General features: G+C 48.7%; 11 protein-coding genes. 9 read left to right on the forward strand and 2 right to left on the reverse strand.

Features of this window, described 5'->3' with window-relative positions; all coding sequences use genetic code 11:
- Window positions 1-10 precede the first annotated feature (10 nt).
- Entirely contained in the window at window positions 11-2,689 is a 2,679-nt protein-coding gene (locus DWX26_RS12395; protein WP_117509947.1) for a sensor histidine kinase, read from the forward strand.
- Between the two features lie 104 nt (window positions 2,690-2,793).
- On the opposite strand, the gene DWX26_RS12400 is transcribed toward DWX26_RS12395, so the two are convergent.
- Window positions 2,794-3,609, reverse strand: coding sequence for a YesL family protein (locus DWX26_RS12400; RefSeq protein WP_070100805.1), 816 nt, complete (start codon window positions 3,607-3,609; stop codon window positions 2,794-2,796).
- A 349-nt stretch (window positions 3,610-3,958) separates the two neighbouring features.
- On the opposite strand from DWX26_RS12400, the gene DWX26_RS12405 reads away from it, so the two are divergent.
- From DWX26_RS12405 to DWX26_RS12425, 5 genes are all read left to right on the forward strand, one after another.
- On the forward strand, window positions 3,959-5,071 hold the full coding sequence (locus tag DWX26_RS12405; protein WP_055219170.1) for an ABC transporter ATP-binding protein: 1,113 nt from the start codon (window positions 3,959-3,961) through the stop codon (window positions 5,069-5,071).
- A 196-nt stretch (window positions 5,072-5,267) separates the two neighbouring features.
- Window positions 5,268-6,359, forward strand: coding sequence for a PucR family transcriptional regulator (locus DWX26_RS12410; RefSeq protein ID WP_117762063.1), 1,092 nt, complete (start codon window positions 5,268-5,270; stop codon window positions 6,357-6,359).
- Window positions 6,360-6,478: 119 nt separating this feature from the next.
- The gene (locus DWX26_RS12415) at window positions 6,479-8,767 is read left to right on the forward strand and encodes a hydratase (protein WP_199676807.1); all 2,289 of its coding nucleotides are present in this window, start codon (window positions 6,479-6,481) and stop codon (window positions 8,765-8,767) included.
- An 895-nt stretch (window positions 8,768-9,662) separates the two neighbouring features.
- A complete protein-coding gene (locus DWX26_RS12420) occupies window positions 9,663-10,328 on the forward strand; it encodes an RluA family pseudouridine synthase (protein ID WP_118601529.1) in 666 nt (221 codons plus the stop codon).
- A gap of 159 nt (window positions 10,329-10,487) precedes the next feature.
- Window positions 10,488-11,708 (forward strand): ABC transporter substrate-binding protein, encoded by a 1,221-nt coding sequence (locus tag DWX26_RS12425; protein WP_158580611.1) that lies wholly within the window; start codon window positions 10,488-10,490, stop codon window positions 11,706-11,708.
- Window positions 11,709-11,785: 77 nt separating this feature from the next.
- Here the strand turns inward: DWX26_RS12425 and DWX26_RS12430 are convergent, their stop codons facing one another.
- A complete protein-coding gene (locus tag DWX26_RS12430; RefSeq protein WP_158555001.1) occupies window positions 11,786-12,877 on the reverse strand; it encodes a TM7S3/TM198-like domain-containing protein in 1,092 nt (363 codons plus the stop codon).
- A 163-nt stretch (window positions 12,878-13,040) separates the two neighbouring features.
- Here DWX26_RS12430 and DWX26_RS12435 point away from each other — a divergent pair, with 163 nt between their 5' ends.
- From DWX26_RS12435 to DWX26_RS12445, 3 genes are all read left to right on the forward strand, one after another.
- On the forward strand, window positions 13,041-13,466 hold the full coding sequence (locus tag DWX26_RS12435) for a hypothetical protein (RefSeq protein ID WP_117762052.1): 426 nt from the start codon (window positions 13,041-13,043) through the stop codon (window positions 13,464-13,466).
- Window positions 13,467-13,613: 147 nt separating this feature from the next.
- Window positions 13,614-14,771: a class I SAM-dependent methyltransferase gene (locus DWX26_RS12440; RefSeq protein ID WP_118601532.1), complete on the forward strand. Its 1,158-nt coding sequence runs from the start codon at window positions 13,614-13,616 to the stop codon at window positions 14,769-14,771.
- Complete coding sequence (locus DWX26_RS12445) at window positions 14,771-17,239, forward strand: hypothetical protein (protein ID WP_118601533.1); 2,469 nt, start codon at window positions 14,771-14,773, stop codon at window positions 17,237-17,239. Before DWX26_RS12440 ends, DWX26_RS12445 begins: the two co-directional genes overlap by 1 nt.
- Window positions 17,240-17,264 lie beyond the last annotated feature (25 nt).

The following is a 17,264-nucleotide window of genomic DNA, read 5'->3' on the forward strand; positions in this document are numbered from 1 at the left end:
GTGAATAATTGTGAAAGAACGAAAACTCTACAGCCTGACGGGGAAGCTGATCGTTTTTCTTCTGCTGATCGTTTTTGCCGCCAGTGCGCTGTTCGGGGGCATTCAGACACTGATGCTTTCCAGCGTCGGCCTGACGCCGAATGCGGCAGCAAAAAAGTATGCGTTTGAAGAAACCACCGCATGCGGCACACTGGTGCAGCGGCAGCTTCATAACGTCATGAGCTACTATAATGATATGAGTAAATTCGGCACAAACGGTCGATACGACGGAACAAAAGAGATTGATTACCGTGCCTTTGCAACCGATGGAGAGGGAAGCGGCGGGATAAGTACAACGTACACCATTGACCAGCTTGTCAAGATGTACGATGACGGCAGCAGCGCAGACCTCAATGAGGTGGCAGCGTATACTGCGGACAATTATGCGACGAACGATGCCGGAATTGACAAAGAAGCCTATCTTGCATACGAAGATGGAACTGACGTGAGCCAGGAAACAGAAGAGACGGATGTAGCCGCACTCACCGAAGAAGTGAGCGCGGCAGATGCAGAGACGTTTGACAGCTTTTCCCCGGACGGCGAGGTCTACTTTCCTTCCGATAATGCAGTGAAAAGCCTGAAAGAGAAAAAAATTGATCCTGCTGATGTTTCCTCCCAGTTTTTGTATCTATACGATCAGGGAATGAGCCTGGAAACGCAGAAAACGAAAGCGGGAACGTACCTCTATGAGTACGCGGCGGCAAATCTGAAAAAGGTATCCATCCGCGATCTGTATATGACACTTTCCGGGGTCACGGAAGAAGTTGCTGCTTTTAAAAACCAGGAGAGCGGCATCAGCGTCGATGCGGACGATGCCAATCTCTGGTACTGTCTGGAGGATAAAGAAGGAAATATCTATACGAATGTGGATTCCTGGAAAAATGGTTACACAACAGCCATTGCGCAGAAATCGCCCTATCCGTTCGCCTTTGCTGTTGACCGGACCGGCGGTGCCGACAAAGTCCGTTCTTATGCAACAAGAAAAAACAGCCCGGCCGTGGAAGCAGCGAGAAGCTATCTACTGAACAATCAGATTGCAGATAATTATCAGAAGATCTTTGTTGCACTGGATCCGGATCTGGCAGCAAGCGACTATTTCTCCCAGTACAGTGAGATCTACAGCCAGTGGCTTCCGAAAATGCAGCTCCTTCTTCTGATGATTGCAGTTGGCGGAATCGGAACGCTGGTCTGCCTGGTCCTGTTCACACTGCAGGCAGGAAGAAATGGAAAAAACAAAGAAATCCGCCTTTACTTTTTCGATCAGTGGTACACGGAAATCGCAGCTGCAGCCGCCATCCTGATTGTGATGGGAGCAGTTGGAATCGTTGCTGTCTGCATCGAACTTTCCTACGGCGGCGTTCATTATATCCAGAATTTTGACGGAAACTACATCTACAGCGGATCCTATGGAAATGAAGCAGATACATGGCGAAGCCTGGTGGCCGCATCGGGCATCCTCGCCGGATTTCTGATCACACTGATTCCGTACTGCTCACTGGTGCGCCGGATCAAAGCACGCAACGTCTGGAAACAGTCGTTTTTGTACTGCGTCGGCCACCGGATCGTGTCTGCCGGAAGAACCTTCTATGAAGGCAGACAGGAGTCGGAGCGAACGATCCTTATGTTCTGCGTTTTCTGCGGCGTGCAGATCATTCTCTGCTGCGGCTTCGGAATGTTCGGCGTATTCCTTACCCTGGTGATGGATGCCGCAGTGCTGCTTCTTCTGCTGCGCGAGGCATCCGGAAGAAAACAGATTGAACATGGCTTAAAAGAGATTGCTGCGGGCGATCTGGATTACAAGATTGACCTGACGGAGCTGCAGGGGGAAGACAACCTTCAGCTTGCCGGAATTGTCAATTCGCTCGGAGAGGGAATGAAAGCGGCAGTGCAGGAGCAGATGAAGAGCGAGCGCTTAAAAGCGGATCTGATCACCAACGTATCCCACGATATCAAGACACCGCTTACTTCTATTATTAATTATGTCGATCTGCTGAAACGGGAAAATATTGAAAACGAGAAAGCGAAAGATTATATCCGCGTACTCGACGAAAAATCACAGCGCCTGAAACAGCTGACGGAGGACCTTGTCGAGGCATCGAAGATCAGCTCCGGAAATATTAAACTGGAATTCATGAACCTGAACCTGAATGAACTGGTACAGCAGGTGAACGGAGAATTTGCGGAGCGGTTCGAAGGCCGCAATCTCGACCTGATCTGTATTCTCCAGCCGGAACCGCTTCTGATCCGTGCGGACAGCCGCCGCATCTGGCGCGTGCTTGAGAACCTGTACGTAAATGTCTGCAAATATGCCATGCCGGGAACACGGGTTTATGTGGATGCCATCAAAAAAGACGGAAAGATTCAGCTCTCGATTAAGAACATTTCCGAGAACCCGCTGAACTTCCAGGCAGATGAACTGACGGAGCGTTTTATCCGCGGCGATGTCAGCCGGAGCACCGAGGGCAGCGGCCTGGGTCTTTCAATCGCAAAGAACCTAACGGTATTGCAGCATGGAAGCTTCAACATTTATCTGGACGGCGACCTGTTCAAGGTTACGATTACGTTTGATGAAGCTGTAAAGGAGAAAAAACCGATGCCTCCGATGATCGTACCGGAAGCGGTACAGGAGGAAGCACAGCAGGATGCCTGAGAAGTGTTGAAAAATAAAAGAGAATAGAAAACGACAACTCCCCGCCGGGAAACACGCAGCAGATGCGGTTCCCGGCGGGGAGTTGTTTATGAAATGCAGTTTATTTATTCGTTTGTTTCGTCTGTTTCTGTCTGTTCAGCCGGGCTTGCAGATTCCTCTTCCGAAGCAGTTTCTGCAGCATCGGTAGTTTCAGCCGGAGCAGCGTCATCGGAACGTTCAGTCAGCGGGCTTGGTCTGTCCATTGCTTCGAGTGCCCGTAAGGATTCTTCTTCCGGTGTCAGAACCTCGTTTTCTTCCTCAGGCATATAGAATGGGAAGATTTTGTTTACGAAGAACCAGGAGCATCCAAGCGCTACCGTGGAAAAGCCCAGAAGGAACATCAGAAGAATCAGATAGCTGACAATCTTTGTCGTGGAGAATACATAGATCAGCAGCGGACAGAGATTGACGAGCAGGATCATGATGGTCCACGGCAGGTGGCGGATTGCCATCAGGATGGAGTTCTTGATCGTGTTTTTTACAGTATTGTCAAAGCGGCTCAGTACCGGAAATACATAGGAAAGTACCATGGCCTCGAAAAAGATCAGTACCAGGAAAACAAAACGCAGGTAGGTGATGGTACCCGGCATTCTCATGACCAGCAGAAGATCAAGAATCAGAACAATCAGAACCGCCAGCAGGATGAGCCAGATGGCAGTTGCCTGCTTGAAGTTTTCGCGGAAGGATTTCCAGTAGGTACGGAAGATATACGTCTCCTCATTTTTGATCATCTTCAGCGTGACGTAGTACATTGCTGTGAAATTGGCGCCGATTGTCACAATCGGGATACACATAATAAGGAAAATAATGTTCAGCATCATCAGGTCGAAGACACGGCCCATAATCTGCGAGAACTTACTGTCCAGGCTGAAAAAACTCATAATTTGTTCCTCTTTTCTGTTGAATTAAGTGTGCCGCCGATTAACGTTCCGGCTGGCAGACATCATAGAAAAGTATAGCGAATTTTTCAGAAAAATGCAATGAAGAGAATATAAACTTTTCGTTTCGTCATTTTGTATAAGAGTGAACATTTTGTTTGTGCAAAGTGGACAGAAGAGAACGGTTCGAGAAAATCCGAAAGCAGAATTGCCAATCTGCCGGAGGAAAGTTTGTGTAATTGTGGCATGGTCGAATGCGGGTAGAAAAGGTATACTAATCCCATAAGCAAGAGAGATGCAAATGCAAAACTCATAATAAAACGCATGATGTTCATTTAGGGAGGATTCAAAAATGGCAAGTTTATCTTTACAGCACATTACAAAAAGATATCCGAACGGTTTTGAAGCAGTAAAAGACTTCAACCTGGAAATCGCTGACAAAGAGTTTATCATCTTCGTAGGACCATCTGGATGTGGTAAATCTACAACACTTCGTATGATCGCAGGTCTTGAGGAGATCTCCGATGGTACTCTGAAAATTGACGATAAAGTAGTAAACGATGTAGAGCCGAAAGACCGTGATATCGCAATGGTATTCCAGAACTACGCTCTGTATCCACACATGACCGTATATGATAACATGGCATTCGGTCTGAAACTGAGAAAAGTTCCGAAAGATCAGATCGACAAACAGGTTAAAGAAGCAGCTAAAATCCTTGACCTGGAGAAACTGCTTGACCGTAAACCGAAAGCTCTTTCCGGTGGTCAGAGACAGCGTGTTGCTATGGGACGTGCAATCGTACGTGATCCTAAAGTATTCCTTATGGACGAGCCTCTGTCAAACCTGGATGCAAAACTTCGTGTACAGATGCGTACCGAGATTTCCAAACTGCATGAGAGACTGGGCGCTACCATCATCTACGTAACACATGACCAGACCGAGGCTATGACACTTGGTACCAGAATCGTTGTTATGAAAGACGGAGTTGTTCAGCAGGTAGATACCCCGCAGAACCTGTACAACGCACCGGGCAACCTGTTCGTTGCAGGATTCATCGGATCTCCGCAGATGAACTTCCTGGATGCAAAAGTAAAAGTTAACGGAAACGACGTTACTCTTACTGTTGGTAAATACAACATGAAACTGCCGGCTTCCAAAGCAAAAGCTGTTATCGACGGCGGATATGACGGAAAGACCGTTGTTATGGGTATCCGTCCTGAGAACGTACATGATTCTCAGATGTTCATCGAAACTTCCAAAGACAGCGTAGTTGAGTGCAAGATCAACGTATACGAGCTGTTAGGTGCAGAAGTTTACCTGTACTTCGATTGCGAAGGCTTCCCAATGACAGCCCGCGTAGATCCTCGTACAACTGCAAGAAGCGGTGATACCGTTAAATTTGCTCTGGATATGGAGAAAGTTCATCTGTTCGACAAAGAGACAGAGATCACCATTACCAACTAATCCATATGAACATCAGCGCGTATGCGCAAACATAGAGAAAAGGATCGGCATCCGTTCGGATGCCGGTCCTTTTTGCATATGCACCGCCCTCCTTTTGCGAAGCAAAAAATAGTTGCCAATGAGAAAAAAATAAGCTATAGTTATAGATAAGACGCACCCTGGAGTAAAATACGCCAGGAGAAAGGAAGTGGCAGATTTGGTATCAAGTCAGGTATTACAGAAAACCCTTGATGAATTAAGAAATATTACGAGAATTGATTTATGTGTGACGAATACGGATGGTGTTCTGCTGGTGACCACATTCCCGGAAACCGCGATTGATGCAGAAAGCATCCGTTCTTTTGTATTATCCGCTGCGGACAGCCAGATTGTACAGGAATATCATTATTTTAAAGTATATGACAACCAGAATGTGGAGTATATTTTGATTTCTAAAGGAAGCAGCGACGATGCATATATGATCGGAAAGGTTGCCGTATGTGAGATTCAGAATCTTATCATTGCATACAAAGAGCGTCTGGACAAAAACAACTTTATCCAGAACCTTCTTCTCGACAATCTTCTTCTGGTGGATGTCTACAACCGCGCGAAAAAGCTTCGCATCGACACAGATGTGCGCCGCGTTGTTTACATGGTAGAGACGAAGCTGGAAAAAGACATCAGCGCACAGGAGACAGTAAAGAGCCTCTTTGCTTCAAGACCGAGAGATTTCATCACCGCAGTCGATGAGAAGAGCATTATCATTGTAAAAGAACTGAAAGACACCGACACCTTCGAGGATATGAACCAGACCGCAAGAATGTTGGTGGATATGCTGAATGCGGAGGCCATGTCCCAGGTGCGCGTTTCCTACGGAAATCCGGTCAACGAGATCAAGAGTGTATCGCGTTCTTACAAAGAGGCGAAGATGGCACTCGAAGTAGGAAAAATTTTCTACGCAGACAAAAACGTGGTACCATACAACAACCTCGGCATCGGCCGTCTGATCTATCAGCTCCCGATTCCGCTGTGCGAAATGTTTATGACCGAAGTCTTCGGCGAAAATCTGCCGGATACGTTCGATGAGGAAACACTGACCACAATCAATAAATTTTTTGAAAATAACCTGAATGTGTCCGAGACATCCCGTCAGCTCTATGTACACAGAAATACTCTGGTGTACCGTCTGGAGAAGCTCGAGAAGAGCACAGGACTCGACATTCGTAAATTTGACGATGCGCTGACCTTTAAAATTGCCATGATGGTCGTAAGCTACATGACGTATATGAACAACAGCGAAAATCTGTAAAACCGTTCAGAGCCGTACAGGATTGCGGGAGTGCAAAGCACGGAGCAATCCGGGTATCGAAGGGGTCAAAAGACTTTTTGACCCTGACATTTTATCAACAACAAGAGGAGAGGAACGACATGATTGAATTACTGAACACAGGTGCATACCTTGTCAACGGAATCGACATCATCCCGGATACAGAAGAAGGCCGCGCGGAACTCAAAGCGCGTACCGGCGCTGTGCCGTGTCCGGCGGATGCTGCAAAAGAAACCATTGCCTATGGAATCTTAAAAGACCACAATGTTTCCGGCAACATGGAAAATCTGCAGATCAAATTTGACAAACTTACATCGCATGACATTACTTTTGTTGGAATCATTCAGACCGCGCGCGCGTCAGGACTGGAAAAATTCCCGGTACCGTACGTGCTGACCAACTGCCACAACTCCCTTTGCGCAGTCGGCGGAACCATCAACGAAGATGACCACATGTTTGGTCTTACCTGTGCGAAAAAGTACGGCGGCGTCTATGTACCGCCTCATCAGGCAGTAATTCATCAGTTTGCCCGCGAGATGCTTGCCGGCGGCGGAAAAATGATCCTCGGATCCGATTCCCACACCCGTTACGGTGCACTCGGAACCATGGCCATGGGCGAGGGCGGACCGGAGCTGGTAAAACAGCTTCTCTCCAAAACATATGATATCGCTATGCCGGGAGTGATCGCAATTTACATGACAGGCGCACCGCAGGCGGGCGTAGGACCGCAGGATATTGCACTTGCCATCATCGGTGCAGTCTTTGCAAATGGTTACGTAAAGAACAAAGTTATGGAGTTCGTAGGACCTGGCGTATCTTCCTTAAGCGCAGATTACCGGATCGGTGTGGACGTTATGACAACCGAGACAACGTGTCTGTCCTCCATCTGGAGAACCGATGAGAAGATCAGCGAGTTCTATCAGATCCACGGCAGAAGCGCAGATTACAAAGAGCTGAATCCTGGCGCGGTTGCTTACTATGACGGCGTTGTAAAAGTAGAACTCGACAAGATCAAACCGATGATCGCGATGCCGTTCCATCCGAGCAATGTTTATACCATTGAAGAGCTGAAAGCAAACCTCGATGACATCCTGAACGATGTAGAGAAGAAAGCAGCCATCAGCCTCGACGGAAAAGTTCCGTTCACTCTGAAAAATAAAGTACACGACGGAAAACTCCTGGTAGACCAGGGAATCATCGCAGGATGCGCCGGCGGCGGATTTGAGAACATCTGCGACGCAGCCGATATCCTGAAAGGCCACAGCATTGGCGACGATGCGTTCACCTTAAGTGTTTACCCGGCAAGTACTCCGATTTATATGGAGCTGGCAAGAAACGGAAAACTGGCAGACCTGCTGGAGACCGGTGCGATCGTCAAGACTGCATTCTGCGGACCGTGCTTCGGCGCAGGCGATACCCCGGCAAACAATGCATTCTCAATCCGTCACTCCACCAGAAACTTCCCGAACCGCGAGGGATCCAAAATCCAGAACGGACAGATTTCTTCCGTTGCCCTGATGGATGCACGTTCCATCGCCGCAACCGCAGCAAACAAGGGATTTCTGACTGCAGCAGATGAGTTTACCGGAACGTATACCAAACCGGCATACCACTTCGACAAGAAGATTTACGAGAACCGTGTCTTCGACAGCAAGGGCGTGGCAGATCCATCTGTTGAAATTCAGTTCGGACCAAACATCAAAGACTGGCCGGCAATGCCGCAGCTTGCTGAGAACCTGATTCTGAAGGTTGTCTCTGAGATCCATGATCCGGTTACGACCACCGACGAGCTGATTCCATCCGGCGAGACTTCGTCCTTCCGTTCCAACCCGCTTGGACTGGCAGAGTTTACCCTGTCCAGAAAAGATCCGGCTTATGTGGGACGTGCAAAAGAAGTACAGGTTGCAGAGAAAGCCATCCAGGAAGGCAACTGCCCGGCAGAGGCACTTCCGGAACTGAAACCGGTCTTTGCAGCAATTCACACCCAGTACCCGGATATCGACAAGACAAACGTCGGTGTCGGATCCACCATCTTCGCTGTAAAACCGGGCGACGGCTCTGCGCGTGAGCAGGCAGCTTCCTGCCAGAAGGTATTAGGCGGCTGGGCAAACATCGCCAACGAGTATGCAACGAAGCGCTACCGCTCCAACCTGATTAACTGGGGCATGCTTCCATTCCTGATCCCGGCAGGAGATCTGCCGTTTGCAAACGGAGATTACCTTTTTGTACCGGAGATCCGCAAGGCAGTAGAAGAGAAAGCTGATGTGATCAAAGCGTACGTTGTAAAAGACGGAGCACTTGTTCCGTTCGAGATGACGTTAGGCGCGCTGACCGATGATGAGAGAGAAATCATCCGCAAGGGATGCCTGATCAACTATTATAGAGGATAAGTATTTGAGAAAGAGCTGTGTGGCAGGAGAAAAGTCTGTTTCATAGCTCTTTTTCTGCGCACTTATTTGAAATAAAATATCAGAAAACAATATAAAATTCAGAAAATAAACACAATAATTAAGAAAAGGAAAAGTGATATAAAAAAACAGTAAAAATATTTTAAAAATGTGTTGACAAATACTGGCGGATCTGTTATATTAAAATCACAAAGAAACAAGAAAACAAAAACCTAACCAAGAGGTACAAAGAGAAAGACTTGGGACCCCCTTTTCAAGAGAACAAACCATTTTCATAGAAAGAGACGAGAAATCTTCTATAGAAGAATGGAAAAAAAGGGAAAAGGAAGATGTTCTTAAGATGAGAGACTTCCGAAAGGAAAGAAAACCTGAGATAAAGATCCATACAAAAGAAGTTCGAAAGAAAACCTTTTGATAAACATGAGATCAGAGCAGATCTTAGGAAATCCTAAGGAAAAGATTTTCGGAGTGGAAATCTTAACCGCAAAGGAAAAGCCTCTGAAAAAGAACATCTTCCCGAAAAAAAGAAAATCTACAACAGGGAAATGGAAGAGAAACGATCTTTGAAATATCAAACGAAAGCGAAAACAAAGATCACAGATCGGTAAAGAAAGAAAACCAGTGAAAATCCTTGAAAGTAGAGAAAAAACTGAATATGGAAAATAAAGAAAAAGCGGTCGCTGTATCAGAAAAAATGATTGGTATGGCGATCGCTTTCTGTGTTGTGTAATTCGTCCGCCGGGCATGTTTTTCTTGACAGATGCGGCGGAAATGGTGCATACTTCTTAAAGCATAACAGCGGAGAAATCCGTGTATCGAAAATAAGAAGTCAGAACAGGAGAAGAAAGTGGCTGGATTTTGCAGAGAAGATATTTTAATGGAAGATAACGATATTCTTGTTGTTCACAAGCACGCGGGTATGGCAGTGCAGAATGCGCGGATGGGACAGATGGATCTGGAGCATGCGCTGCTGAATTATTTGGCGAAGCAGACAAGGGCGGAAACACCGGGACAGGCGCGGACTCAGATTCCATATCTGGCGGTCGTTCACCGGCTCGATCAGCCGGTTGAGGGCGTGCTGGTGTTTGCGAAAAACAAAGACGCCGCAGGAAAACTGGGACGGCAGGTGAAGGACGGGACAATGAAGAAAGAGTATCTCGCCGTCTGTGAGGGAAAAATCGAAAAACAGGGCGTGCAGAAGTTTGAGGATTTCCTTGTAAAAGACGGACGGAGCAACACATCCCGCGTCGTACAGCCAGGCACCGCCGGAGCGAAAAAAGCGGTGCTGAAATATGAAGTGATAAGGACACAGGAGAACCGAACCCTGGTGCAGATCCACCTCGGAACGGGCCGCCACCACCAGATCCGCGTCCAGTTTTCCCATGCGGGATATCCGCTGGCGGGGGATGCAAAATATGGGGCGAAAGAGAAAGGATCTCTGGCGCTGTGCGCGCATCATCTCGAGCTGAAGCATCCGCGGACAGGCAAACGGCTTTCGTTTACCGTAAAACCAGAAGGTGAAATCTTCCACAGCTTTGTGTAACTATTCAGAGCTATGTGAAATTGCAAAAAAGTTCAGAAAATCATAAGAAAACAGGACTGGACTATTTTTACGGTTTGTGTATAATAGAGAAAGGTTATGTAACAAAACTGTAAAAAATAATGGAAAATGATTCATCAGGCAAAGCAGAAAGGGAGAATTATGAAACGCAGAATGATTGCAGTACTGCTTTCCGGAATCCTGCTGTGCTCGGCAGCTGGATGCGGAAAAGAAGCAGTGACAGACAAGAGCACCGCAGCATCGTCGTCTCAGGAAGTGACAGAAACTCCGGCGGCAGAAGAAAGCCCGGAGGCCTCATCGTCCAGCGCAGATTCTACAGCAGAGTCAGCCAGTGCATCCACATCTTCTGAAAGCTCTGGAGATGAAGGAAAAGAAGCAGACAAAAAACGAATAGAAATCACCGTTCCGCACAAGGACGGCATGGAAGCATTGTATGACACCGTGGATGGACTTACCGTTGAAAAAGGCTCTTACATCGCCGTGGTTGCAAAAGACTTAAGTGCCGGTTTCTGGAAAGCCGTAAAAGCCGGTGCACAGCAGGCACTTGACGATCTGAACGCCTCGCTTGGCTACAACGGAAACGACAAAGTTTATATGACATTTGAAGGCCCGGAAAATGAAAGTGACACCAACTCTCAGATCAATATCATCGACTCTGTCATTTCGGAAAATCCGGACGCGCTGATCCTTGGCATCATTGACCAGCAGTCGGGACAGGCACAGATGGAAGAGGCTTCCGACAGCCAGATTCCAGTCGTCATCGCGGATTCCGGTATCGAGAGTGATCTGATCACCTCGACATGTGCGACTGATCACGCAGCGGCAGCAAAGCTTGCGGCAGATCATCTCTGCGAGGCCATCGGCAACAGCGGAGAGGTTGCGATTGTTGCACATCAGTACAACACCGAGAGCAGCGTAGAGCGCGTGGAAGCATTTAAAAAAGAGATCGAAGAAAAATATACCGACGTGAAAGTGGTTCAGGTGAATTACGGAGATGGAGAAGAATCCATCGCGGACATGCTGAAAAATACACTTGAAACCTACCCGGCTCTGAAGGGCATCTTCTGTACGAACGAAGACATGGCAGACCAGACGCTGGATGCGCTGGCGGATATGGAAAATACTGAGCAGATTCAGATTGTCGGTTTTGATTCCGGTGAAAAACAGCAGAAAGCGATCCAGGAGGGACGCGAGTACGGTACCGTAACGCAGAATCCGTACGGTCTTGGCTATGCGGCAATCGTGGCGGCCGTCCGCGCGATTCAGGGACTTCCGGTAGATCAGAAGATCGATACGGGATATCAGTGGATCGACAAAGACACGATCGATCTGGAGACAAATCAGAAGTATCTTTATAACTGAAAATCAGGATAAAAAATGAACCCGGCAGACAAGGGAATGTTCCTTTGCCTGCCGGGTTTTCTGCGCTGCAGTGCGGATTACGAGTTCTGATCGTCTTCGTAAATTCTCTGTACCTCTTCGGAAATCTGCTGCCGGATCGCGGAGAGATCGACATCCGGGATGCCGTCCTCGGTGATCTGCGGTTTGGAAGGAGAGGTATACGGCTTCGTGTCGCCCATGGAAGCTTTTGGGGATGTTTCTTCTTCGTCAAACTCCTCCGGAGCGGCCGGTTTTGCGGATGGCCGGCGGCGGATGATTTTCGGAAGATCTTTCTCATCGTCGTCATCGTCAGGTTCTTCCGGAACAAAACGGAAATCGTACATGGTGTTCTGCGAAACACGGGTACGGTTCGACGGTTTCTGATAGCTGCGGTACGGATCTCTTGCGTTGCCGGAAGAAGAGGAAGAGGAGCCGCGGCGTTTCTTTTTCTTCTTTCTGGATGGAAGAGGATCGAAACCGGATCTGCGCTTCCGTCTGGCGCGCGCTTTTGCACGGTGTTCGCGTTCTTCTTCGTCGTCATCCTCCCAGTAGTCCGCCTCTTTCCACGGTTTAAACTGGAAGAGCATGCCTGCTGCGGCGAGAATGGCAGAGACAATCCAGAACATCATGTTCAGATCGAGGTCCTTGAAGAAATATGCCATGCGGATCGTTGTGAGGGCGCCGCAGATGGAGGTGACCAGGATTACGGAAATGCGTTCGAACGGAACGCAGATCAGGCCGATCACGAAAGCGACGAGGGCGACGAGTCCATAACCTGTGATATCGTTTGGATTAACGAGATGCCAGAGGCAAAAGCCGACGAGCCCGCAGATCAGAAGAAAAAGTCCGATCCGGTAGAGGACGAAGGCAATGATTGCGGTCAGAAGACCGGTACCGACGGCAAGCGCCAGGGTGATCGTCGTGGTCTGATTCGTGTAGGTACCCGCTGCATAACCGGCGGCCGCGCCGAGAAAAAATCCGGGAATGACGCTCCAGAGCTTGCGGAGCGCATAGCCGAAGAAACAGTTCAGCAGGGCAAAAACAATCACAATCAGAAGAAGCTGCTGCTGGTAAACACCCATGACGTCCCGGACTTTATCGAGACCGCCAAGCAGCGTGTTGATGTTAAAAGCTTGCATATTCAGATTCATGATATTCACTCCTATATGATGTATCGGAAAAATAGATACAGGTTGTATTTTAGTACGGAACGGCGGTTTTGGCAAGTGAAATTGTGTTTGAGATCTGGGAAACGGCAGAATGGCGGCGATGTGCATATGGTATAAGGAAGAGCAAAAAGGAAATAAAACAGGCATGAATCAGGATAGAGTGTATGAAAATAGAAGAAATTCCTATCAGGGAAATCCGATGGAGCGGCCGGAGCCGTTTTTTGCGGCACAGCCCTTATGGGGAAGAAGTATGGAGGAGCAGCAGGAAGCGCGGGAACGGCAGCGGATGCAGTCGTATTATTCCCGGACGGCATCTGATCTGCAGCGGCTGGTGGAGGCAGAGTGTGACCGCATGGATTACCGCGGCAGCATGATGTACGACGAATTCCCGGACCGGCTCATGATGGAGCACACCTGCCGGAATATCGCACGTCAGTACAGCAGGGAAAACGGCGGGAAGGATGAGAAAACGGCAGAAGAGGAACTGCTCGATTTAATCGGCGTTCTTTTTTATAATGAAATGTTCCGGAGGCGGAGCAGGAGGAAACATTATTACAATCTGTGGCTTTAAACCGCGCCATAAAGTAATAAGAGGGTAACACATTTTTAATAATTTTTCTGTTGTGGTTTTGCGGAAAACAGATTACAATATTAGCGGGGTTGTAAGGGGCTTTATTACACATGTTTACAAACGATTCAGAAAGTTTGGAGAGTATAAATGGAATTACAGAAATTATTACAGGATGAAATCCGGGAAGGGCTGTACCGTATCACGATCAGCGGCCCAAGAGGGGACAGTGAAGTGTCCAAAGTGAGAATACGCCCGGTTGAAATAAAAGGAAAACTGCTCTTTCAGTGCCAGGAGACCGTCGGCACGAAGGAGTTTCATAAAAATATGACAAAAGACAACGTGATCACCCGGATCAGCGACTGGATGAACGGAACCTTCAAGCAGATGCAGCTCGAATCCGACACCTGCACAGCATCCGTTCTGGTCAGCAAAAAGGGAACGATGACGATCAAAAAGAAACCGCATATGAAAGGAACCGGCAAACCCGTCAATCTGGCGCACAACCGGAAGAAACGGTATATTCTGGAAGAAGGAATTCCGGTTCCTTTTTTACAGGATCTCGGTGTTATGACAAAAGAAGGCAAAATCGTGCGGACCCGCTACGACAAGTTCCGCCAGATCAACCGCTTTCTGGAGTTCATCGAAGATATCCTGCCGCAGCTCCCATCGGACCGCGAGATCACGATTCTCGATTTCGGCTGCGGAAAATCGTATCTGACGTTTGCGATGTATTATTACTTCCGCGAACTGAAAAAACTGGATGTCAATATCATCGGACTTGACTTGAAAGAGGATGTCATCGCAATCTGCAACGGACTGGCAGAGAAATATGGCTATGAAAAGCTGCATTTCTACCAGGGTGACATCGCTTCTTATACCGGCCGCGACGAGGTCGATATGGTGGTGACGCTGCACGCGTGCGACACGGCGACTGACTATGCGCTGGAAAAGGCCGTTAAATGGAATGCAAAAGTTATTCTTTCCGTTCCGTGCTGCCAGCATGAGCTGAACCGCCAGATTGCAAACAAAGAACTGTATCCGATCATGGATTACGGCATCTTAAAAGAGCGCATGGCGGCGCTTCTGACCGACGGAATCCGGGCAAAGCTTCTGGAGAATGCAGGCTATGAGACACAGATTCTCGAATTCATCGACATGGAGCACACGCCGAAGAACCTTCTGATTCGCGCGGTAAAACGCCAGGAAGGCTCGAAAAAACTGCCGGAAGAACTGAAAGCGTGCATGGAAGCGTACCATGTGAAGCCGACACTGGCAGACCTCCTCACAGAAAAGGAGGAGCCGTGATGAATAAAAGAGCAGCAAGGATTCTGATCCTTTTTCTTGTTTTTGCCGCATCAGTCGGTGTGTTCACACACCTGATGAGCCACGAGACGACGGAGAATGCGACCGATCTGGACGCAGCGAGTCTTCCGGTGCTGTACATGAAGACCGCGGACACGACAGTGAACCGCATGTACGGATACCTCCAGGAGATGAACGGCGTAACGACAAGAGAAAACCTGACACCGCTGCCGACGGACCGTTCGCTTACGCTGGAAATTGATGCGAAGGGACAGAAAATTAAAAACGTGACCTATACGGTGGAAAGCACAGACGGCGGAGCGCTGATTGAAAACTCGGTGCTGAAATCGTTTGACGAGGACGGAAGCTATCTGAAAGCAGACTTCCAGTTAGAGACCGCGATTCTGATGAATCAGGAATATACGCTGAAGCTCGAGGTTGCCTACGGAAACGGCCAGTCTGCCTGGTATTACACCCGCATTGTACAGCGCAACGGCGTGGAGGTCGGCGATTATCTGGCCTACACGCAGATGTTTGCGCAGACATGCCTGGATAAAACGCAGGCGGAAGCGCTCGTTCCGCAGCTTGAGCCGGATGAGACGGGGGATAATTCTTCGTTCCTCAATGTCAACATTCATTCCAGCCTCGACCAGATTTCCTGGGGAAGCCTCGCACCGACGATCGTACAGCAGCCGGTGCAGCAGATCAAAGAAGCGAATGAGACGACGACCAGCATCACACAGGAGTACATGATCAGTGCGCAGGATGAGAACGGACAGACGGAGTATTATACCGTAAGCGAGTTCTACCGGATGCGAGAGTCCGACGGAGAGATTATTCTGCTGGACTTCGAGCGGAGCGCACAGCAGATCTTTGATCCGGAGCTTGGTGTTCTGACGAAATCCGGCATTAACCTCGGTGTGACCGGCGAGGATACCAAGTATGTGACGAATACGGCAGGTGATATTGTCGCATTTGTAGTAAACGGTGATCTCTGGTGCTACAACCGCAGCGCCAACAAGACGATCCGCGTTTTCAGCTTCCGTGAGAACGGCAGCATGGATGACCGGGAACAGCACGGAGAGCATGATGTCAACATTGTACGTGTGGATGATGCGGGCGATGTGACGTTTGTTGTTTATGGCTATATGAACCGCGGAAACCACGAGGGTGAAGTGGGAGCAGCCGTTTACTATTATCGCGCCGAGCGGAATGTGGCAACCGAGGAGATTTTCGTTCCGGCGGATATTTCCTACGAGATGCTGAAAAAACAGCTCGACCGCCTCTCCTACGTCAACAAGCAGAGAGAGATGTATCTCTATCTGAATGAGAACCTGTGTAAGGTAGATATTGAAACCGGCACGACGACGGTGGTCCGGGAAAGTATCCCGGAGGACTGCTTTGTAGTATCGGAAAGCCAGGAGAGCATCGCGTGGATGGATGCGGACAATGCAAGCAGTGCGATGAACATCACCGTGATGAATCTGGAGAGCGGGGAAACGCAGCGCTTTGCGGCGGATGACGGACAGAAGATCCGGGCACTTGGCTTTATCAATGAAGACTTTGTCTATGGTATGGCAAACGACAGCGATATTTTAAAAGATATTTCCGGCAATGAAGTTTTCGCTATGCATACGGTGCGGATTGTCAGCATCGACGGAAACGTGAAAAAAGAGTATCACCAGGACGGCTATTATGTGACAGGTGTGTCGATTTCGGACGGCCTTCTGGAGCTGGACCGCGTGGTACGCCAGGAAAACGGCTATGCGGATGCGCCGGAGGATCACATCATGAACGGCGAGCAGCAGAGCCAGGAACTGGTGACGGGCCGCCTGGCAACGGTGGACGACAGAAGAGAGCAGCAGTTCCTTCTGGAATTCTCGACGAGCGGCAAAACACAGTCGCTTCTGACACTGACACCGAAATATATCTATTCAACCTTACGGACCGATCTTACGATGTCGTACGACACGGGCAGCGCAGATCTTTACTATGTATATGGAAAAGGAAAACTGATCGCTATTTTAAGCTCCCCGGCCGAGGCCGTACAGCTTGCCGATGAGAATGTCGGCGTTGTGCTGAACAGCAGCCAGTCCTATGTGTGGGAGCGCGGAAACCGCCAGCAGGGCATGCGCCTCGACGAGACAACGATGCCGTCGGGATTCCAGAGTGCATCTCTGGACGAAAACGTGCTGAAGGAGTCACTCGGTGATGATTACGAACTGCTGAACCTGACGGGCTGCACAAGAGAAGAAATTCTCTACATGATCAGCAGCGGCTACGGCGTTGTTGTAAAGACCGGCGCGAACGAGAGTCTGCTTCTGACCGGATACGATATTTTTGGAAATTCCTGGCTGTATAACCCGGCAACGGGCGAGACAACTGCACTTTCTGACGATGACAGCGATGCATTGTTCGCACAGAACGGCAATGTCTTCATCAGTTATATTAAAAAAGTAAAGATCGAGTGATTTGCGGGGTTTTCTAATGACGCAA

Origin of the sequence: Blautia sp. AF19-1 (assembly GCF_003479155.1) — a bacterium.
Taxonomy (GTDB): domain Bacteria; phylum Bacillota; class Clostridia; order Lachnospirales; family Lachnospiraceae; genus Fusicatenibacter; species Fusicatenibacter saccharivorans.

Excerpts from the sequence above, each read along its gene's own strand:
- DWX26_RS12400 (WP_070100805.1), bottom strand. The coding sequence starts at position 3,609 with ATGAGTTTTTTCAGCCTGGACAGTAAGTTCTCGCAGATTATGGGCCGT.
- DWX26_RS12405 (WP_055219170.1), top strand. The coding sequence starts at position 3,959 with ATGGCAAGTTTATCTTTACAGCACATTACAAAAAGATATCCGAACGGT.
- DWX26_RS12415 (WP_199676807.1), top strand. The coding sequence starts at position 6,479 with ATGATTGAATTACTGAACACAGGTGCATACCTTGTCAACGGAATCGAC.
- DWX26_RS12420 (WP_118601529.1), top strand. The coding sequence starts at position 9,663 with ATGGAAGATAACGATATTCTTGTTGTTCACAAGCACGCGGGTATGGCA.
- DWX26_RS12425 (WP_158580611.1), top strand. The coding sequence starts at position 10,488 with ATGAAACGCAGAATGATTGCAGTACTGCTTTCCGGAATCCTGCTGTGC.
- DWX26_RS12430 (WP_158555001.1), bottom strand. The coding sequence starts at position 12,877 with ATGAATCTGAATATGCAAGCTTTTAACATCAACACGCTGCTTGGCGGT.
- DWX26_RS12435 (WP_117762052.1), top strand. The coding sequence starts at position 13,041 with ATGAATCAGGATAGAGTGTATGAAAATAGAAGAAATTCCTATCAGGGA.
- DWX26_RS12440 (WP_118601532.1), top strand. The coding sequence starts at position 13,614 with ATGGAATTACAGAAATTATTACAGGATGAAATCCGGGAAGGGCTGTAC.
- DWX26_RS12445 (WP_118601533.1), top strand. The coding sequence starts at position 14,771 with ATGAATAAAAGAGCAGCAAGGATTCTGATCCTTTTTCTTGTTTTTGCC.